General features: G+C 51.2%; 19 protein-coding genes. 17 read left to right on the plus strand and 2 right to left on the minus strand.

Translation table 11 applies throughout. The annotated features are described in order from the left end of the window. Positions 1-3 precede the first annotated feature (3 nt). From nusB to hisG, 13 genes are all read left to right on the plus strand, one after another. The gene (gene nusB / locus EFB02_RS05545; RefSeq protein ID WP_122820525.1) at positions 4-456 is read left to right on the plus strand and encodes a transcription antitermination factor NusB; all 453 of its coding nucleotides are present in this window, start codon (positions 4-6) and stop codon (positions 454-456) included. Between the two features lie 65 nt (positions 457-521). Continuing rightward, complete coding sequence (locus EFB02_RS05550; protein ID WP_122820526.1) at positions 522-1,820, plus strand: dihydroorotase; 1,299 nt, start codon at positions 522-524, stop codon at positions 1,818-1,820. Between the two features lie 10 nt (positions 1,821-1,830). Next, a complete protein-coding gene (gene pyrF / locus EFB02_RS05555) occupies positions 1,831-2,685 on the plus strand; it encodes an orotidine-5'-phosphate decarboxylase (protein ID WP_122820527.1) in 855 nt (284 codons plus the stop codon). A 100-nt stretch (positions 2,686-2,785) separates the two neighbouring features. Beyond that, positions 2,786-3,097 carry an integration host factor, actinobacterial type gene (gene mihF / locus EFB02_RS05560; RefSeq protein ID WP_122820528.1) on the plus strand — a complete coding sequence of 104 codons (312 nt, stop codon included), beginning with the start codon at positions 2,786-2,788 and terminating at the stop codon, positions 3,095-3,097. Between the two features lie 87 nt (positions 3,098-3,184). Further along, a complete protein-coding gene (gmk, locus tag EFB02_RS05565) occupies positions 3,185-3,742 on the plus strand; it encodes a guanylate kinase (protein WP_122820529.1) in 558 nt (185 codons plus the stop codon). 53 nt (positions 3,743-3,795) lie between these two features. Continuing rightward, positions 3,796-4,071 carry a DNA-directed RNA polymerase subunit omega gene (rpoZ, locus tag EFB02_RS05570; protein ID WP_122820530.1) on the plus strand — a complete coding sequence of 92 codons (276 nt, stop codon included), beginning with the start codon at positions 3,796-3,798 and terminating at the stop codon, positions 4,069-4,071. A gap of 7 nt (positions 4,072-4,078) precedes the next feature. After that, positions 4,079-5,290 carry a bifunctional phosphopantothenoylcysteine decarboxylase/phosphopantothenate--cysteine ligase CoaBC gene (gene coaBC / locus EFB02_RS05575; protein ID WP_122820531.1) on the plus strand — a complete coding sequence of 404 codons (1,212 nt, stop codon included), beginning with the start codon at positions 4,079-4,081 and terminating at the stop codon, positions 5,288-5,290. Next, complete coding sequence (locus EFB02_RS05580) at positions 5,287-7,368, plus strand: primosomal protein N' family DNA-binding protein (RefSeq protein ID WP_122820532.1); 2,082 nt, start codon at positions 5,287-5,289, stop codon at positions 7,366-7,368. Before coaBC ends, EFB02_RS05580 begins: the two co-directional genes overlap by 4 nt. Before the next feature lie 42 nt (positions 7,369-7,410). Next, positions 7,411-8,373, plus strand: a complete 963-nt coding sequence (gene fmt / locus EFB02_RS05585; RefSeq protein ID WP_122820533.1) for a methionyl-tRNA formyltransferase — start codon at positions 7,411-7,413, stop codon at positions 8,371-8,373. Next, positions 8,364-9,887, plus strand: a complete 1,524-nt coding sequence (locus tag EFB02_RS05590; RefSeq protein ID WP_122820534.1) for an RsmB/NOP family class I SAM-dependent RNA methyltransferase — start codon at positions 8,364-8,366, stop codon at positions 9,885-9,887. The genes fmt and EFB02_RS05590 overlap by 10 nt, the downstream gene beginning before the upstream one ends. Before the next feature lie 2 nt (positions 9,888-9,889). Then, entirely contained in the window at positions 9,890-10,549 is a 660-nt protein-coding gene (gene rpe, locus EFB02_RS05595) for a ribulose-phosphate 3-epimerase (protein ID WP_122820535.1), read from the plus strand. 126 nt (positions 10,550-10,675) lie between these two features. Then, the gene (locus EFB02_RS05600) at positions 10,676-10,939 is read left to right on the plus strand and encodes a phosphoribosyl-ATP diphosphatase (RefSeq protein WP_122820536.1); all 264 of its coding nucleotides are present in this window, start codon (positions 10,676-10,678) and stop codon (positions 10,937-10,939) included. A 7-nt stretch (positions 10,940-10,946) separates the two neighbouring features. Then, the gene (gene hisG, locus EFB02_RS05605) at positions 10,947-11,789 is read left to right on the plus strand and encodes an ATP phosphoribosyltransferase (protein WP_122820537.1); all 843 of its coding nucleotides are present in this window, start codon (positions 10,947-10,949) and stop codon (positions 11,787-11,789) included. Between the two features lie 71 nt (positions 11,790-11,860). On the opposite strand, the gene EFB02_RS05610 is transcribed toward hisG, so the two are convergent. After that, positions 11,861-12,991: a DUF3866 family protein gene (locus EFB02_RS05610; RefSeq protein ID WP_200831543.1), complete on the minus strand. Its 1,131-nt coding sequence runs from the start codon at positions 12,989-12,991 to the stop codon at positions 11,861-11,863. A gap of 62 nt (positions 12,992-13,053) precedes the next feature. Here EFB02_RS05610 and EFB02_RS05615 point away from each other — a divergent pair, with 62 nt between their 5' ends. From EFB02_RS05615 to EFB02_RS05630, 4 genes are read left to right on the plus strand one after another with little or no spacing between them, the layout of a single operon-like run. Further along, positions 13,054-13,380 (plus strand): 6TM ABC transporter family protein, encoded by a 327-nt coding sequence (locus tag EFB02_RS05615; protein ID WP_122820538.1) that lies wholly within the window; start codon positions 13,054-13,056, stop codon positions 13,378-13,380. Beyond that, positions 13,381-16,185 carry a DEAD/DEAH box helicase gene (locus tag EFB02_RS05620; RefSeq protein ID WP_122820539.1) on the plus strand — a complete coding sequence of 935 codons (2,805 nt, stop codon included), beginning with the start codon at positions 13,381-13,383 and terminating at the stop codon, positions 16,183-16,185. Further along, positions 16,170-17,777, plus strand: coding sequence for an apolipoprotein N-acyltransferase (gene lnt, locus EFB02_RS05625; RefSeq protein ID WP_122820540.1), 1,608 nt, complete (start codon positions 16,170-16,172; stop codon positions 17,775-17,777). The genes EFB02_RS05620 and lnt overlap by 16 nt, the downstream gene beginning before the upstream one ends. Beyond that, a complete protein-coding gene (locus EFB02_RS05630; RefSeq protein ID WP_122820541.1) occupies positions 17,774-18,523 on the plus strand; it encodes a polyprenol monophosphomannose synthase in 750 nt (249 codons plus the stop codon). Before lnt ends, EFB02_RS05630 begins: the two co-directional genes overlap by 4 nt. On the opposite strand, the gene EFB02_RS05635 is transcribed toward EFB02_RS05630, so the two are convergent. Continuing rightward, positions 18,520-18,882: an RNA polymerase-binding protein RbpA gene (locus EFB02_RS05635; protein WP_122820542.1), complete on the minus strand. Its 363-nt coding sequence runs from the start codon at positions 18,880-18,882 to the stop codon at positions 18,520-18,522. The two genes, EFB02_RS05630 and EFB02_RS05635, sit on opposite strands and share 4 nt — an antisense overlap. Positions 18,883-18,965: the final 83 nt, after the last annotated feature.

Raw genomic sequence — 18,965 nt, forward strand, 5'->3', positions numbered from 1 at the left:
GCGGTGTCAAAAAATCGGCTTTCGCGGCGTACTAAAGCGCGGCGGCGGGCAGTTGATACCCTTTATGAAGCTAATCTTAAAGGTCTAGATCAGGATCCCGAGGATTTACGCGAACTGGTGGCGCAGCGACGGTGTTTGAGTACTGCGCAAACCACCTTGCCTGACTACGCGGCAGAAATTGCAGAGGGAGTGGCGGAGCATCTTTTCGATATCGATATGACTCTAAGCCAGTATTCTCGATCCTGGGCGCTTGATCGCATGCCGAAAACGGATTTAGCTATTTTGCGCTGTTCCATCTGGGAAATCCTCTACAATGACGATGTTCCTTGGAAGATTGCGGTAAGTGAAGCTGTCGGTACTGCGCGTGCGATTTCAACACCGGAATCTCCGGATTTTGTTAACGGAGTGCTAGATGCCATCGGGCGCTCCAGCGAAAATAAAGCAAGCGAGCAGTAGTCGAGGCCGAGAGCTTTCGGCAACGTCCTCGCCATTGGCTGCTCATAGTTTCATAGGAGGCAGTCGTGAGTGCAATCGTTTTTCGTGGTGCAAAAATTCTGGGGGAAGCGCCCGCTGATATCTGGGTGGAGGATGAACTAATCCGCCAGGTAGGTACAGATTTGCCATTAACAGCTGGTAGCGGAATCAAAGAAATAGATGCCTGCGGTCTGGTGGCATTACCGGGATTGGTGGATTTACACACTCATCTGCGAGAGCCTGGCGGGTGTGACGCGGAAACAGTGGATACCGGCACGGCTGCAGCGGCTAAAGGTGGATATACCTGTGTTTTCGCGATGGCAAATACTACCCCCACTCAAGACTGTCCCGCAGTAGTGGAGCAAGTGCTAGATTTGGGACGTCATGCGGGTCGGGTTGAGGTACATCCGGTTGGAGCCGTCACTAAGAACCTTGCGGGTAAAGAGCTCTCTGATCTGCGCGGAATGCATACCTCGCGGGCAGAGGTAAATGTGTTTAGTGACGACGGGAAATGTGTTTTTGACCCCCTGTTAATGCGTCAGGCTTTAGAGATCATCCGCGATTTTGATGGGGTTATTGCCCAACATTCGCAAGAGCCGCGCCTAACCGCAGACTCACAAATGAATGAGTCCTATTTGGCGGAGGAACTGGGGCTAAAAGGTTGGCCAACGGTTGCGGAAGAAATGATTATTGCCCGCGATATTTTACTTTCCCTCTATCTGGACGTGAGGGTTCACGTGTGTCATTTATCAAGTGCGACGGCAGTGGAACTAGTACGTTGGGGAAAGTCTCAGGGTGCCCGCATTAGTGCTGAGGCTACTCCTCATCACCTGTTCCTTACCCAGGAAGAAGTAAGAGGACGGGATCCGCTCTTTAAGGTTAATCCTCCGTTGCGTTCAAAAGAAGATGTAGCAGCCTTGCGCGCGGGATTGGCTGATGGCACGATTGACCTGGTGGGAACGGATCATGCTCCACATCCCCGTCGCCTGAAAGACTGTGATTTTGAGTGTGGTGCTTTTGGGATGATTGGACTGGAAACTGCGCTAGCGGTGGTCGCTACCGCCATGGTACAGAGCGGGAAAATGACTTGGCGCGATTTGGCGCGAGTTATGTCAGTTACCCCAGCAAAAATTGGGAAGGCGAAGCAGCAAGGAGAGGAAATTGCTCCCGGTTCCGCGGCTAACCTTTGTTTCGTATCTCCCGATGCTACTTGGCAGGTTTGCCGCGAAACCCAAGCTTCTCGTTCGGATAACACTCCCTTCGTAGGGAAGGAACTGGTGGGGCTGATATGTCACACCATGTATCGGGGAAAGCTTACGGTTTTATCTGGGCAGCTACAGTTTTAAGGAGGATATAATGCGCCGCTACGGATTACGCTTAGCGCAAGCGATGAATCAGCTAGGTAATGTTTGTGTAGGTATTGACCCGCACTCTTCGCAACTGGACGCCTGGGGTTTGAGTGATAATGTCCAGGGGCTACGTACCTTTGCTTTAACTCTAGTAGAGGCGATGGCTGGTCAGGTACCGGTAGTTAAACCACAATCTGCATTTTTTGAGCGGTTTGGATCGAGCGGAATCAAAGTTTTGGAGGAAGTTCTGACGGCCTGTCGTCAAGCGGGATTGCTCACTATTTTGGATGTAAAACGTGGTGATATTGGCTCGACTATGGCTGGGTACGCGCAGGCGTATTTGGCTTCAGATTCTCCGCTGTCCGCGGATGCGATCACTGTTTCTCCCTACCTGGGTTTTGGTTCGCTCGAACCTGCCCTTGAGCTGGCAAAGGTGAACGGTAAAGGAGTATATGTATTGGCGCTTACCTCTAATCCACAGGGATACGAGGTGCAGCATGCCAAGGGAAGAGATGGTAAAAGCGTGGCGGCAAGCATAATTTCGCAGGCAGAACAGGCAAATAACTCAAATGGTGACGAAGGTCATATTTCCGATATTGGGTTGGTTGTCGGTGCCACCACCGGAAATGCCGCCAGGGAGTTAGGAATTGATTTTTCGACATTCTCCGGTTCGGTTTTATCTCCAGGAATTGGGGCGCAGGGTGCGAGACCAGCGGATATACAACATATCTTTGGTGAAAGTGCTTGCCGGGTGTTGGCTTCAACCTCGCGTGGAATCTCCTCTGCCGGTCCGGAGCTGCCTTCATTGCAGGCCGCGGCAAGGCAAATAACCGAGCAAATGAGTGATATTTTTCGCAACTGAACTGGCGAAACTAAGTTGATGGGTTGGCTTAAATAGAAGAAAACAACTAGTCTTTTTCGTGTTGTTAACCCGTAAATCTAGATGAAGAGGTAAATACTAAATGGCACTTCCTTCTTTAACTCCCGAACAGCGCGCACAGGCTTTGGAGAAAGCCGCTCAGGCTCGTAAGGCTCGTGCAGAAACTAAAGCGAAGCTGAAGAACCGGGAATTGACCCTCTCTGAGGTTATCAAGAACGCTCAAGACGATCCTTACTTGGGCAAGATGAAGGTTCAGGCTCTACTAGAGGCTTTGCCTCGCGTAGGCGCCACCACTGCCGCTGCGGTAATGGAAGAGATTGGCATCGCTAAGTCTCGTCGTATCCGCGGTCTGGGCGAGCATCAGCGTGCTGAGCTGATTCGCCGCTTCGGCTAAATAAAACCGAAAACTATAAATACAGTATGGGACCTGAGAAATTAGGTCCCATACTGTTATTTTCTACTGGCCTAAAAGGTGAAGACTTTGCCCAATTCACGTTTATTTGTACTAGCCGGCCCCTCTGGGGTAGGTAAGGGGACGGTAGTTAACGCCCTCAAGAAAATGTATCCGCAGGTAAAAGTGGCAGTTTCGGCTACCACCCGCCTTCCGCGTCCCGGTGAACGTAACGGCGTTGATTACTATTTCCTCAGTGAAGAACGCTTTGATGAACTGCTTGCTGCCAACGGCTTTCTAGAGTGGGCTCAGGTTCATGGACGGGCTCGCTATGGCACTTTACGTTCGGAAGTAGCTGCCCATTTTAACCGGGGCGAAGACGTGATTTTAGAGATCGATCTAGCTGGAGCGCGACAGGTTCGGCACACTCATCCGCAGGCACATTTTATTTTTCTGCTTCCTCCCAGCCAGCAAGCCTTGGAAGCACGGTTACGTGGTAGAGGTACCGAGGGAGAAGCAGAAGTCGCTCGCCGTCTAGAAACAGCGAAAACCGAGATGGCAGCGGCAAAAGAATTCGAGTATCAGATAGTAAACAACCAACCGGAACAGGCGGCGCGTGAACTAGCAGCCTTAATGGGAATAGCGTAAGCTTTTTGTGAAGATGTGGCACCGAGCCGCTATATGAGAAATGAGAGGACAATATGTCGGGTACTGTTGCAATCCCGGAAGGCATTACCAACCCCCCAATAGATGAACTATTGGAGAAAGTGGAGTCCAAATACGCGCTAGTGGTCTACGCGGCCAAACGGGCACGGCAAATCAATACTTATAATCTGGAAATCGCCGAGGGAATGTTTTCCACTCCCGGACCATTGGTCGACTGCAATCCTGAAGATAAGGCTTTGAGTATTGCTTTGCGGGAAATTGACCAGGACGCCCTCAATCTGAAAGAGCATGACGAGTCAGTAAAGGACTAACCCCATCATGTCTAAGCGCCGCCGGGTTATTATCGGGGTAGGTGCCGGAATAGCCGCCTATAAAACAACTAACGTGGTGCGTGCCCTGGTAAAGTCGGGCTTCGATGCTTGGGTGATACCTACTCCTGCTTCCTTGAAAATGGTAGGGGAAGTTACTTGGCGAGCACTCTCAGGTAATCCGGTTTATTCACAGGTAGATGAGCCTAAAAGCGGGGTTGGCCATATCGAACTGGCGCGTGATGCTAGTGCTATCTTGGTGGCTCCGGCTACCGCTGATCTGCTAGCGCGAATCGCGCACGGCATTGCCGACGACATGCTAAGCAATGTGATTTTGGCAGCTAACTGCCCCTTACTTCTGGCTCCGGCGATGCACACAAATATGTGGGAAAATGCGGCAACCAGAGAGAACGTTCAGATATTACGGCAACGGGGAGCGCGGTTTGTCGGTCCGGTAGCGGGAGCTCTTTCTAGTGGAGACCAGGGAATCGGGCGGATGGCAGCGGAAGATGACGTCATATCCCAGATGCTGGGGATACTGGATTCTGGCACATGGAATGATCAACAAGTCATGGTGAGCGCTGGAGGTACCCGAGAACCTTTAGATCCGGTACGTTTTTTAGGGAATCGTTCCTCCGGACGCTTTGGAGTAGAAATTGCTCGTCAATTCGCCCTCCAAGGCGCAAATGTGACCTTGTTAGCAGCTAATATCGACTCAGCTTTGTTAGCGTCCTTGTCAGAAAAAGTTGCGGTTATTTCTACCCCTACTGCCGCCCAGATGCATAGGGTTGCCTTAGAGCTATTCCCCAAAATGCAGGCAGCCGTGATGGCGGCGGCAGTTGCTGACTATCAGCCAGTGGAATTCCAATCCCAGAAAATTAAAAAAACTATGGAAAAAGGGGAGTTTTCTTTGCGTTTGCGTCCCACTGCCGATATTTTGGCAGATTTGGCCGCAAAAAAACATGACAATCAGTTTTTAGCGGGGTTTGCTGCCGAAACTGGATCTTGGGATCAGGTTGTGCAATTAGGGCGGGAAAAGGCACGTCGTAAGGGTGCCGATATTATTTTCATTAACCAGGTGGGGGAGAGTAGCGGGTTTGGGGATGTAACCACCCGGGTAAAAGCAGTGGATCAGCAGGGCAGAGAAATTGGGCAATTCGCGGGGGCTAAAACGCAGATAGCTGGCCAGATAGTGGCGCTGATTCGCCAACAAATATCGTGAATGACCAAATGCCGCGTTGGAGCGGTAGGGATCCTTTAGCAGAAATTCGTTCCCTCAAGCAGGGAGAATCTCCGCACGGTCAGCAGCAAGAACTGTTGGCGATTCCCGAAAAACCGTTGGCTAATTGGCCAAATCAGGATTTGATTGCCACCGTTATTCTCGATACGTCTGTCTTTCACCTAGCTCGAGGTTTAGACTATACGGTTCCTTCCCACTTGGTTAAGAAAGTTCAGCCAGGGTGCCTCGTTAGCGCAAAAATCGGGGATCAGCTCGTGCGCGGTTGGGTAAGAAGTATTCGGCCGGGCGAACCTACCCGGCAACGATTACGTCCTATTAGCAGGGTTCTTAGTTCCCATCCTTTAGTTTCTGCCGCTAGTTTTGAACTAGCTGAGCAGGTGGCCTCCCGTTATGCGGGTAACGTTTCCCAGGTTTTAACTCACGCGATTCCTAAACGCCATGCCGGTTGCGAGAAAGGGTTTTTCGCCACCACTAATGAAAAATCTGTACCTAATGAGACGCAGAATGTTCTGGAGGATCTCACCGCTGCTTTCACCAGGACGGAACCGCTGATAGCCAGCTATCCGAGCGGCAAGAAGCTTCTTGATTCACTCGAGCAGGCACAAGCTTGCAAAGTGGTGTGGTCAGCGCTTCCTGAACCTGATAAGCCGGCACCTTTTAACCAGATTGCCCAGCTAATCACCTGCTCCCTGCGTACCCCGGGCTCTGTGCTTTGTTTGTTTCCTACCGGTAAATTAGCGAGGAAGTTCAGCTCCTATTGGGAGAAAACTTGCTCACCAGCCGCGCCCTCCGCCCTGGAATACCACTTTGATCTTGGAGCTCGCGAACGCTACCGTGCCTACTTACAGTGTCGTTTCCGCCAGCCGCGTCTGGTAGTAGGAACCCGGTCTGCTGTGTTTGCCCCCCTCAACAAACTATCCTTGTTACTAATTTGGGATGAGGGTGCCGAAACCTTTCAAGAAAAATCTGCCCCCTATTGGCATACTCGGCAGGTGGGAATGCTGCGTGCCGGAAGTGAAAAATGCTCGTTGGTTTTAGGAAGTTTTTCCCGGTCTCCACAAGCCCAAGCTTTACTAATGTCTAGTTGGGCTCGAGAATTAACTCCAAGTAAACATCAAGTGCAACTGCCAAAAATTTTCACTCCCGAATACGAAAAGCGCGATGACCCCACCATCGGGCGAGTCGGGCTATCCTCTACCGCGATACAGTTCATGCGGGGTGCCCTAGCGAAAGGCCCGGTATTAATTCAAACTGCGCGTAAGGGCGGTCGTCTGGGATTGAGTTGTGCTAGTTGCCTGGCGCCGGTTCGTTGTCCACAATGTTTTGGTACCGTACAGCAACTGCGCGGGGAATTTATTTGCAATAGTTGTGCGCATCATTTTCAGTTCTCTTGCGCGCGTTGCGGCACGCAAGAAACCAGGGCAGTATCACGCGGAAATATGCAAATTAGTAAAGAAATAGCAGCAGCTTTCCCGCAAATACCAGTGATTAATTGTGATGCTGATAATCCTTTGAGTGAGATTGGTTCTCAGCCTGCATTGGTGGTGGCTACCAATGAACAGGAACCGGTTGCGGAAGCCGGGTACGCGGGAGCATTACTACTGGATACCGGGATGCTGCTGAGTCTGGATCAAATCTGGACCGCGGAAGAAGCCTTACGTAGGTGGGCGAACGCTGCCGCCAAAGTGGCTCCCGGCGGTGGAGTAATGCTTAGTGGGGATCCCGGGGAGCGATTGGCCTTAGCGTTTAAAAGGCGTGCTTTTAGCCAGTGGGCAAGTCAGGAACTGCAAGAGCGAGCAGAAGTGGGAATTCCCCCTACCGCGGTCTTGGCTACTGTACGCGCTGACCAGCTGACGCTGCATAAAATCCAGCAGGTAGCGAATTTTGCATACGCGCAAGTGATTGGCCCAGCTAAAAACGACCAACAGTTTCAGTTGCTAGTACGTTCGCGACTAGATCAAGGTGAACAACTACGTCAGGAATTACAACGTATTCAAGCGATATCTTCGCGGAAAAAGTGGGGATCTCTAAAAGTGCAGGTAGACCCAATAGATCTTTAAGATGGCAGTTGGTAATAATGCTTAACTGCTAGGATTAACCATATGCGTGTCCTATTTGCCGGTACCCCCGATTCAGCGGTACCAGTTCTGAAATATCTGCTGGAATCTGAGCATCAAGTAGTTGGGGTACTAACTCGCCCTCCTGCCCGCTCTGGTAGAGGTCGTCGGCTTTGCCCTTCACCGGTAGCCCAGGTAGCTGAGCAGGCTGGTCTACAGGTTTTTACCCCTTCTTCTTTAAAGGATACGCAGCGGCGCCCAGATTTTGCAGCACTCCATGCCGACTTGGCGGTAGTGGTAGCTTACGGCTTGTTGATTCCCAAAGATTTACTAAATGTATTTCCCCATGGCTGGATTAACCTACATTATTCGCTATTGCCCAAATGGCGAGGAGCCTCTCCGGTACAACATTCCCGCATTGCCGGGGAAGAGATTACTGGAGTTAGTATTTTCCGTATCGATGAAGGCATGGATACCGGGCCGATTTATGCGGTTGACCCTATCCGCGTCGCTCCCCAAACTACCGCTGATCTACTGTTAAAGCGCCTAACAGACGCCGGGATTGGGCTGTTGCCTCACGTCTTAGGAGCATTAGAAGCCGGGCAGGTAAAAGCTCATACACAGGCTAACGAAGGTGCCAGCTACGCTCCCTTACTAACGAAGGCAGATGCTCAGATCCCTTGGGAAAAAAGTGCTGAAGAGGTAGCTAATCTTATTTGCGCGTTTACCTCCCAGCCGGGGGCGTGGACGCTGCTTCCAGATGGTAAGCGCCTGGGTATCTATCCGGTAATTGAAATGCACGATCATGACACGCTGCAGCCCGGGCAGGTAGTAGTGACTAAACACGAAGTCACCGTGGGAACCGGTAGTAACGATGTAAAACTTACTTTTGTTACTCCAGCTGGTAAACGAGAGATGGCGGCTGATGCCTGGGGTAGGGGACAACGCTATGGCGCAGAATTCTTTTTTGGATTACCCCGCCAAAAAGAGGAGAACCAGTGCGAGTAGAACGTCCACGAAAAAAACATATGTCTCCAAAATCACCTCGCTCAGATCAACGGCGAGGTCGGGGAAATAAACGCGATGAAAACCAACAGTGGCGGCCGCAAACTGATCGGGTACGCACTTTGGTTTTTCAGGTACTGCTGGCGGTAGAAACCAAAGAGTCCTACGCTAATTTGCTGCTTCCTCCGCGGCTAACTCGTGCGCATCTTGGGGGGCGGGACGCTGCTTTCGCCACTGAACTTACCTATGGGACGCTGCGGGCTCAAGGCTACTATGACTGGTTAATCGACCAGTTTTCATCCCGACCAGTGGCTGCCCTGGAAAAAGAAGTATTGATTATTTTGCGGATGGGGCTGCATCAGCTGCTAAATATGCGGGTACCTACGCATGCGGCAGTAAGCGAGTCGGTTAACCTCACTAAGCAGGAAGCTAATGAGGGGGCAGCCGGTCTGGTTAACGGAGTTTTGCGGCAGGTAGCACGATTGGGGGAGGTGCAGCTTGCCGAGCGCCTAAATCGCCTCAGTCCCCAACGTCGCCTAGCTATTAAATATTCGCATCCCGCCTGGATTATCGCTGCCTATCGCGCCGCACTTAGCGAACAAGAAAAACTGGGGGCTCAAATCCCGAGTGATGATGATTCTTTGGCGGCACTGCTGGCAGAAAATAATCGTGCTCCCTATATAAATCTGGTGGCCAGACCGGGTCTTATTGACCGGGAGGAACTTGCCGATGCAGTAGAAGAAAACGGGCAGAACGTCGCCTATTCCTCTCTCACTCCCTGGGGTTTGATTGTTTCCGGAGGTGACCCCGCTACTTTAGAAACGGTTGTATCAGCTCGCGCTGGGGTGGAAGATCAAGGATCCCAGCTAGTGGCGGGATTAGCCGCGCAGTATCCCCTGGAAGGTAGGGATAACCTTTGGCTGGATTTATGTGCCGGTCCGGGGGGTAAAGCAGCCTTACTGGCGGCCTTGGGGCAAGATCGGGGTGCACAGTTGATTGCTAATGAGATTAGTCCTCACCGGGCAAGACTGGTACAGGACTCGGTTAAAGCACTAGATAATGTGCAGGTGGTATGTAAAGATGGCACCGAGTTTCCGCAGCGCAAGGGCGGATACGACCGAGTACTAGTAGATGCTCCCTGTACTGGGTTGGGGGCGCTTCGTCGTCACCCGGAGTCGCGTTACCGTTCCCGTAATGAAACCATTCCTGATATCACCGGGTTGCAGGCCAAGCTGCTACAGCGTGCGCTAGAGTTGTGTCGCCCTGGTGGGCTGGTTATTTATGCCACTTGTTCTCCGCATCCAGCAGAAACTACTTTCCTGGTGCAGCGGGTGTTGCAGGAATGCCCAGAGGCGCATTTGATGGATTTGTCTGGAACTCTGCAGCAGTTAATTGACACTGAATCCTGGCCCGATGGTTTGGGCTGTGCTAATAAATACCTACAACTTTGGCCTCATATCCACAGTTCGGACGCGATGTTTGCTGTGGTGATGAGCAAGGAGCAGAAAGGAAACTGATTATGGGAGTAACGATTTCTCCTTCGATTCTTAACTGCGATATCGCTAACCTAGCCAGTGAAATCAAAAAGGTTAGGAATGCCGACTATGCGCATGTTGACGTGATGGATAACCATTTTGTCCCTAATCTTTCCTGGGGTCTTCCGGTGGTGGAAGCAGTGATTCGCCAAGATATTTTGCCGGTCGATGCCCATTTGATGATTTCGGATGCTGATCGTTGGGCACCCGCCTACGCAGAGGCGGGATGTGCCTCGGTCACCTTCCATGCCGAAGCGGCGGTAGCACCGATTCGTTTGGCGCGCGAGATTCACCGTCAAGGAGCAAAAGTGGGGATGGCGCTGCGGCCGGCTACTGACATTACTCCCTATATTGATTTGCTACCTGAAATCGATATGTTACTGGTTATGACAGTAGAACCTGGTTTTGGCGGACAAGCGTTCCTAGAATCTATGATGCCGAAAGTTCGGCGTACCCGAGAGGCCATTTCTGCGGCAAACTTACAGGTAGCAATCCAAGTGGATGGGGGCATCAACCGAGAAACAATTTGCTTAGCGGCTGAAGCGGGGGCAGATGTATTTGTGGCTGGCTCGGCGGTCTATAAAGCTGAAGATGCCTATAGTGAAGTGGAGGCGCTACGCGAACTTGCGAAAGCGCATTGTTAAAACTGATAGCGATTTTCTTACCAGATAGTGCTGCTCTTTCTGCTGTCCGCATAGGTTTTGGGTTAGCGGCATTCCAGAAGAGGAGCGATACGGAAAGATTTTTCAAAACCAACTAACCTTAAGGCTATGAAGAGTTTTGAAGAGTTATTTGCGGAGCTGCAGGAAAAAGCAGCTACCCGCCCGCAAGGTTCTGGAACTGTGAAGGAACTAGAGGCCGGAGTCCACAATATTGGAAAGAAAATTGTAGAGGAGGCAGCGGAAACCTGGATGGCCGCCGAATACGAAAGCCAGGATGATTTTTGTTTAGAGGTGTCCCAGCTGCTGTATCACGCCCAAGTGATGATGATTGCTAAAGGGGTCAGCCTGGAAGATGTCTACCGTAAACTCTAGGAGAATAATGTTAAGAATCGCGATTCCAAATAAAGGTGGTCTCTCGGATCCAGCGATAAAGATGCTTTCTGAAGCGGGATATCGCACTCGGCGGCATGGACGAGAACTTTATATCACCGATGAAAACAATCAGATAGAAATATTTTTTCTCCGTCCGGCTGACATAGCCCAATATGTGGGTGCCGGATTCATTCAAGCGGGGATTACTGGCAGAGATTTACTGGCTGACTCAGGCGTAAAAGCTAATGAAATTCTGTCACTAGAATTTGGTAAGTCCACCTTCCGTTTTGCGGCTCCCCAGGATTCTATCAACTCCCTTCAGGATCTCGAAGGCAAACGAATCGCCACCTCGTTTGAGCGAATTGTGCAAGATTATTTAGCGGGGCAGCAGATCAAAGCAACCACAGTTCACCTAGAGGGAGCAGTGGAGTCTGCAGTACGTTTGGGAGTAGCAGACGCAATTGCGGATGTGGTAGAAACCGGGAATACTTTGCGGGCAGCCGGCCTGGAAGTTTTTGGGGAACCCTTGATGCATTCAGAGGCAGTCCTGATTGCTAACCCGCATGTATCTAACCGGGGGCTAGAAGTTCTCGAACAGCGTTTAAGGGGGGTACTTAATGCCCGTAACTATGTGTTACTGGACTACAACGTGCATCGTGACCTGCTAGAGCAAGCGGTGCGCTATACACCGGGAATATCTTCTCCCACGATTTCTTCACTGCAAGATAGTCGCTGGTTAGCAGTGCGAGCCATGTGTAAACGGTCTCAGGTTCATGGGGTAGTTGACACTCTCCACGCCCTGGGGGCTGAAGGAATTTTAGTTACGCAGCTGTTGTCAGCTCGTATCTAGGTGAAGGCTACCTATGAGTTTGCCTAGAAACCTACGTAACCATCGGAAGCTATGGTCTTTATCAGGACAACCTAAAGCATTTGTGCTGCTAGGCGTCCGGCAACCGCAGCTGCCAGGAAGGGGGCAGCATCTTCTGCGAGGGAACGGCGCATCGTCGATAGCCTGACTGGGCATTGGCTTAATGCCTGGTAAAGCCCGGTGGTTTCACATTTTTGCACCCGGTGTCGAGAACTAATCTGCTTCAGCTGCGAATCCACTAACTGGCTAAAACTATTGTTTAAAAGGGGTTTTTGTCCTTCACCCTCCGCGGTAAATTCTGGAATTGGAACCGTAAGCGGCACAGGAATAAAACCGGAGAGAATGCGCAGGCTATGGTGGGATATTCCCTGGTGGCGGGGACGGAAATCTGCTGCTGACATCCGCAAAGCGCAAATGGCTTTGCCACCTCCTATAGCTGCTTGAGTTAAAAAGGCACCTAAATCAAAACCGGAATAACCATAGGGGGTTCCAGATCCTGCGTTTCCAGGGCCTTGTCCCATGATGGTGATATCCGCTTTGAGTACTCGCCGGGCAGCCAATAATCCGGAAAAAGTATTGATGGCTTCCAAATCGCCTCCGAAGGCTTGACCAGCGGTAATCACCGCATCGAGCCATCCTTGCTCGCGTAGAGTAGTAATATTACGCGAGAAAAATGCGGGTAAGGCTCCGCCATCCGTATACACGTAGACAACTTTCGCTTCCGGCTTTTCCGTCCTAATTCCGGCGATTACCGCTGGAAGCTGGGAATGTAGATCAATACCTACTACCGGCATACCATCTAAATCCTCTGCCTGCCGCATCTTTTCGTGGAAGGGAGATTCTTGTTCCTCAACTGCGGAAACCATGTATTGGCTAGGAGTATAGCGCGCTTTCATAATGTGACCGTCATCGTTGGGAAGTACGTCTTCAGGTAAACGTCCACAAATTGCCGTTACGAGTGCAAATCCGCCGGTACCCAGATTTTTCTGTAGGGGAGAACAATCAAAACGTACTGTTTCCCCCTCTTTAGCTTCCCCATTTAGGGGAGGATAGTTTAAAGCGCGTAGGGTTTCTCCCGCTAAAAACTGCCCTGCTCCAGCAGGATGAGCAGTGATGGTTAGCGTAAGCTCTTGTGTGGACTCAAAACTGCGGACAGCTACTACTTGTCCTTCCCGTAACATCATGTCTTTATTCTAGCCAAAGAGTGAGGGTGACCACCGGGCGAATAAACAGGTAGTCTAGAGGTATGTATTGGTTTTTGTTTACGCTATGGACACTGGGGATTCTTGCGGCTGTTATTTGCCCAATCGTGATGTTCATTTGGCTGTTTCGCAAAGCCCATGCAACTTTAAAGGTTTTCGGTCAGCAGGCAGCGGCCGTAACCATCCCGCTTGATAGCATAGGGGAGGCTTCGGCTATTCCAGAGCTCCGCCCGGCAGGTGCCAGCGGAGATCCTCAGGTATTAGCGCAGGCTCGGCAAGTACGCGCTCAGGTGGCTGCACAACGACGCTTTCGTCGTTATGCTCGGCTAGCGGCTGCCAAGCAACGCTGGGAGAAACTGGGGTTGGTATAGGTGCCGCGAAGGCGTAAACGTAAAAAACCTGTCGTTACTGCTAGTGAACGTGATTGGGAATCTCTATCAGCGGCGGAAAAGTTAGCTACTTTCAAGCGAAATCAGATAACTGGCGAGGCAGGAAGGTTTGCTTCCCGTTTTGATTTTCCCTTTGATAATTTTCAACAGCGTGCACTGGCGGATCTAGAGAGCGATAAATCGGTATTGGTGGCTGCCCCCACCGGATCTGGTAAAACTTTAGTTGGTGAATTCGCTCTTTTCTTAGCGTTAAAACGCGGAGTAAAAGCCTTTTATACCACTCCAATTAAAGCTCTTTCGAATCAAAAGTTTCGGGATTTTTGCGCTGCCTATGGCAGTGAGAATGTTGGACTTTTAACCGGGGATGTTTCGGTTAATCCGGCAGCCCCCCTAGTAGTAATGACTACCGAAGTGCTCCGAAACATGTTGTATCGCCGTGATCGGCGCTTAGCTGATTTAGGGTTCGTGGTTCTCGATGAAGTGCACTACCTGGCTGACCGCTACCGTGGACCGGTGTGGGAAGAAGTTATTTTGCATCTGGATCCGGCGGTGAAAATAATTGCCTTGTCAGCTACGGTTTCTAACGCGGAGGAGTTCGGGCAATGGCTACGGCAGGTGCGTGGGGACGTCGCGATTGTGGTTTCCGAAAAACGTCCGGTTCCGCTCTACCAACATCTGTTGGTAGGAGGGCGATTGTACGACCTGGAAGTGAAATCTTCTGGCGGTAAAACGAAACTTAACCCGGCGTTGCTGGCACAAACCCGACGCTTTCTGGGGGAGCCCCGGCGCGGTCACTATACTTCTTTACCTGCTGCGGTGGGGGAATTAAACGCTAAAGGTTTACTGCCAGCGATTGTATTTATTTTTTCTCGCGCCCGCTGTCAAGAGGGGCAACGGCAACTGGTGGCAGCAGGAATTGACCTAACTAGCGCGGAGGAAAAACGTCAGATTCAGGCGTGCCTCGATGAAATCAGTGAAAATCTTCCTGCCGCTGACGTCTTCACTTTGGGATTCGACTCCCTGTTTGCCGGGTTGCGGCGCGGAATTGCGGTGCATCACGCCGGGTTATTACCGGTAGTTAAAGAAGCAGTCGAAAAAATGTTCGCAGCTGGTTTGTTAAAAGTCGTTTTAGCGACAGAAACCTTGGCATTAGGGATTAATATGCCGGCGCGTTCAGTAGTGATTGAATCCCTGCGCAAATGGGATGGGCACGAATTTGTCATGCTTTCACCGGGTCAATATACCCAGCTGACCGGGAGAGCTGGGCGGCGGGGAATCGATACTTTAGGTCACGGAATTGTTATCTTCCGTCCCGGTATGGATCCGGCTATGGTGGCAGCGCTAGCCTCAAAACGCACCTACCCCCTGAAATCAGCTTTTAGCCCCACCTATAACATGGCGGTTAATCTGTTAGAGCGCGGCTCTCTAGCGGAAACCCGCGATATTTTGCGGCGCTCCTTTGCCCAGTTCCAAGCTGATCGGTCAGTTGTCGGAAAAGCCCAACAAGCAGCAGAAAAGCAGCGCGCCGCCGACGAAATAGTAGCGACGAAAACCTTGGAATGCTCCCTTGGGGATATTTACGAGTATGTGCGTCTTAATAGTGAGCTGGAGGTACGCGATGCACGCCGTGCACAACTACTTGCCCGTGAACAGGCTCGGCAGAGAAATGAACTTTTAAGTTGTCTAAAACGTGGCGATGTTTTGGCTTATCAAGACGGACGGCGAGTTCGTCATGGGATTGTGATGAAAAAATCGGGTACTCGTACTGGGGAAATCACCCTGACAGTGCTGGCAGATAACGCGAAGCTCCGCGAGTTTTCTAGCAAGAGCCTTAACGGCAGTCTGGCGCTGGTGGGGCAAATGTGGGTAAAAGATTATTCGGAGCGCAAACCTCGTGACCGGCAACGCCTAGCCTCTAAACTACGTACAGCTCTAAGTGAGGGGATATTTACCGATCCGCAAACCTGCTCAAAAACCCGGGCGCAGGCGGCGCCTGTTCCCGAAAAACCTGCTGTTTTAAGTCAAAAAAATAAGTTACAGTTATCTGACATTAGCGGGCGTGAGTTGAAAGAGCTTAGTGAACTGGAGTTAGCTGAGCTGCTGACGTCGCATCCCGTAAACAACTGCCCGCATCTAAAAAGTCATTTAAAGCAGGCTTCTCGGTGGACGCGTTTAGAGCGGCAGGCTGCCAGGCTGCGTAGGCAAGTTGATATTTCCGAGGGGGCATTAGTAGATACTTTTGACCGGGTAGTTTCGGTTCTAACACGGCTAGGGTATCTGCATGAACATGGCCAGGTAAGTGAGTCCGGGGAGGTACTGTGCCGGATTTACAGCGAATATGATTTATTACTTGCCCAATGCGTGCTAAAAAATATTTTCTCGGGACTAACTCCGGCGCAACTAGCAGCAGCCTGTTCTGCGGCCAGCTATGAAGCAAGGAGAGAGGAAACTGGCCCCCCGGTGCCGTCCTCACTTAAATCGGTGGTTAGCCAGATTGAGCATTTGTCTACTGATTTGCGTCAACTACAAACTCAGTTGAGAGCCCCCGAAATTCCCGAGTCTTCTTCTGCGCTAGTAGCAGCTACTTACGCCTGGGCAAAGGGTAAACCGCTAGCGGTGGTCTTAGAAGCTGCTTCCTTAGAGGCCGGCGATTTTGTGCGAGCTATGAAGCAGCTACTCGATGTCTTGCGGCAACTCGAAATGGTCGCTAATGTGGAAACCTCCGCCATCGCCCGGAAAGCTCAAAAACTTATATTGCGGGGAGTGGTGGCATGGTCGGAAGTTTAATCAAAGCGTTTTGGGCGGCAGTGGCTGCTGCCACCATCGCTACCGGATTGCTGCTATCTTTCCCCTCGGCTTGGGGATCATATTGGTTCAGCGCCTGGTTAGCTATGGGGATGTGGTTACTGATTCTACGGCGGGTGCGAAGACGCTACGCTCTAGCTATCTCCATCCTCACTGCCTTGATATTTTTCCTCTTGTTGTTCCGTTGGGTGCCTATCTCTCTTGGTTTTTCTATTCCCTGGATTGCTCTAGCTCTTTGTGAAACTTTGTTTTTAACTCTGTGGGCAGGGGCGGTACTGGCGGTGCGACGCCTTACTAGTCCCCTCTGGACTTTGTGGACGGCGCTTTCGTTTGCCGGAATCGAGGCTTGGCGTGCCACTTTTCCCTGGACGGGTATGCCTTGGGGAATGTTGGGGTTTTCCCAGGTAGATAGTCCCTTAAAAGGATGGATACCGCTCTTAGGGGAAAATGGGATGGCTTTCTTGATGGTCGGGATATTAGCCGCGTTGGTCAGCGTCACCTGGAAGATCTCTATACCCAATCTGGTAACTGCCGGCCTGGCTCTACTGGTGGTGATAGCCTCGGGGGCAGGTTTACCTACCCTCCCCAATTCGAATAAGTCTCCAAAAATACAGGTAGCAGCGATACAGGGGGGAGTAGCTTGGCCAATTGAAGCAACCTATTCACATCCCGGTACTATTTTGGCAGGTCACCTGGCGCAGACGCGTAAAACTGATTTAAACGGTACCCAACTGATTCTATGGGGGGAACAAGCCGGCGATATTGATCCACGTTCAGACGCACACTGGGCAGCGGAACTCCAAAGCTGGCAGGTAAAACAGCAAATCCCCCTGCTATTTGGCACGCTGGTTTACCAAGAGAAAACTACCTCTAACCAGGTGCTAAAGCTGGAGGGAGGTAAAATCACACAGGTTTATTCCAAGCGGGAACCAGTACCCTTTGGGGAGTACTTGCCGGCACGCCCACTGCTTTCTAAAGTTTTTCCAGAGCAAGTCAAGATGCTTCCTCGCGATATGATAGCGGGTAAAACCCCAGGAATAGCCCGATTTGGTCCGGCTCGCGTGGGTGCAAATATTTGTTTTGAGGTAGCAGTAGATTCTCTGGTACGCGATACCATAAAAACCGGGGCAAATCTTCTTTATTTTCCCACAAATAACTCATCGTTCGGATATTCGTATCAGTCGCTGCAGCAGCTGCAAATAGCGCGGTTTCGCGCCCTCGAATATGATCGTTCCTCCGCCCAGGTCGCAGTCGGGGGAGTGAGCGCTCTAATCACTCCCGAGGGCGAAGTTTTAGCCCAATCGGGTCTTTTTCGGGCTGATACTTTAAAGGCGAAGTTGCCGCTGCGAAATACTCTCACCTGGCAGGCACGCTTTGGTTCCAGTGTGAACGCTTTCTTCCGATTTGGGATGCTAGTTGGGGTAACGCTTATAGGGGGAGTGCTAATCTTGTTAAAAGTTCAAGAACTCAGATTCCAACACTCGGATTCCTTCGTCCATAAGGGAAGAAAAAATTCCGTTACATCTGGACGAGCTGGCAGGAGTCGCAGGTTAAAAAGAGAAGGCAAGAAATGACAGACACGGTAATCGCCATTCCCACCTATAACGAGGCGGAGACTTTGCCGCGTCAGGTTCAGAAACTGCGCCGAGAAATTCCGCAGGCTGATCTGGTGATTGTAGACGATAACTCTCCGGATGGTACCGGGCAGCTAGCCGAAGAGCTAGCAGCAAAAGATAGGGGAGTTAAAGTACTGCATCGCGCAGAAAAAGCCGGCCTCGGACCGGCCTACCTGGAGGCGTTCTCTTGGGCCAGTCAGGCTGGATATACCTGGGTGGTGCAGATGGACGCAGATGGTTCTCACCGGGTGCGCGACCTAAAAAAACTGTTAGCGCGGCGAATATGGCCCAGTCAACCGGATTTAGTAATCGGTTCACGGTGGATTAGGGGAGGTCGTCTACAGGGCTGGTCAAAGTTGAGGGAAGCACTTTCTCGGGGTGGTAACGCCTATATCGGCGCGCTACTACACCTAGGCATCAGCGATGTCACTGCGGGTTTTCGGGTTTATAGGATAGACTTCCTTAGCCGTTTAGCGCTAGAGGATCTGGATTCGCGCGGATATTGTTTCCAGATTGATATGACTCGCCGTGCGGTTAATGCGGGAGGCAATATCGTGGAAGTTCCGATCACTTTTCAAGAGCGGGCTGCCGGAGCCTCCAAAATGTCGAGTGCTATTATTTTGGAAGCCCTGGCTAAAGTTACCCGTTGGGGTCTACTTGATCTGGTAAATCCACAGAATATCCGGGGTGAAGCGCTGTCTTAGCGGTAGTGGACTCCGTCCATAAGTGCACCCGAGTGAAGTGTCTCAAGCTGCTCTTTTAGTAGTTCCTGTAGCTCTTCTTCACTGCGGCGTTCCAAGAGCATATCCCAGTGAGTGCGCTGGGGACGTATCGGTTTCACGTCTTCTTCTACTGCAGGTTCTTCGTACTGTAGTTCCCCGATTTCCCCACATTTACATTCCCATTCGGCGGGAGCGGGAACTTCGGCAGCAAAAGTCATGTGAAAACGATGTCCCTGGGGGCAAACGTAGAGGCTCTCGCGTCTTTCCGCGAATACTACGCCGTCTTCTGTTTCTAGACTCTTTGAACCGATACTTGTTCCGCGTAGTGCCCGCTCTGCCATATTAATACCTCTTCCTTGCCGCCCGGCTTAATGTCAAGCAAATACCGCCTTATTCTAACAGGTGGCCGCCCAGAGTTCGACTT

It is taken from the genome of Varibaculum vaginae (assembly GCF_900604285.1).
Lineage (GTDB): Bacteria > Actinomycetota > Actinomycetes > Actinomycetales > Actinomycetaceae > Varibaculum > Varibaculum vaginae.

Coding starts and splice junctions, on each gene's coding strand:
- EFB02_RS05600 (WP_122820536.1), top strand. CDS start 10,676: ATGAAGAGTTTTGAAGAGTTATTTGCGGAGCTGCAGGAAAAAGCAGCT.
- lnt (WP_122820540.1), top strand. CDS start 16,170: ATGGTCGGAAGTTTAATCAAAGCGTTTTGGGCGGCAGTGGCTGCTGCC.
- pyrF (WP_122820527.1), top strand. CDS start 1,831: ATGCGCCGCTACGGATTACGCTTAGCGCAAGCGATGAATCAGCTAGGT.
- EFB02_RS05635 (WP_122820542.1), bottom strand. CDS start 18,882: ATGGCAGAGCGGGCACTACGCGGAACAAGTATCGGTTCAAAGAGTCTA.
- EFB02_RS05610 (WP_200831543.1), bottom strand. CDS start 12,991: ATGATGTTACGGGAAGGACAAGTAGTAGCTGTCCGCAGTTTTGAGTCC.
- rpoZ (WP_122820530.1), top strand. CDS start 3,796: ATGTCGGGTACTGTTGCAATCCCGGAAGGCATTACCAACCCCCCAATA.
- EFB02_RS05615 (WP_122820538.1), top strand. CDS start 13,054: ATGTATTGGTTTTTGTTTACGCTATGGACACTGGGGATTCTTGCGGCT.
- EFB02_RS05630 (WP_122820541.1), top strand. CDS start 17,774: ATGACAGACACGGTAATCGCCATTCCCACCTATAACGAGGCGGAGACT.
- coaBC (WP_122820531.1), top strand. CDS start 4,079: ATGTCTAAGCGCCGCCGGGTTATTATCGGGGTAGGTGCCGGAATAGCC.
- mihF (WP_122820528.1), top strand. CDS start 2,786: ATGGCACTTCCTTCTTTAACTCCCGAACAGCGCGCACAGGCTTTGGAG.
- hisG (WP_122820537.1), top strand. CDS start 10,947: ATGTTAAGAATCGCGATTCCAAATAAAGGTGGTCTCTCGGATCCAGCG.
- fmt (WP_122820533.1), top strand. CDS start 7,411: ATGCGTGTCCTATTTGCCGGTACCCCCGATTCAGCGGTACCAGTTCTG.
- rpe (WP_122820535.1), top strand. CDS start 9,890: ATGGGAGTAACGATTTCTCCTTCGATTCTTAACTGCGATATCGCTAAC.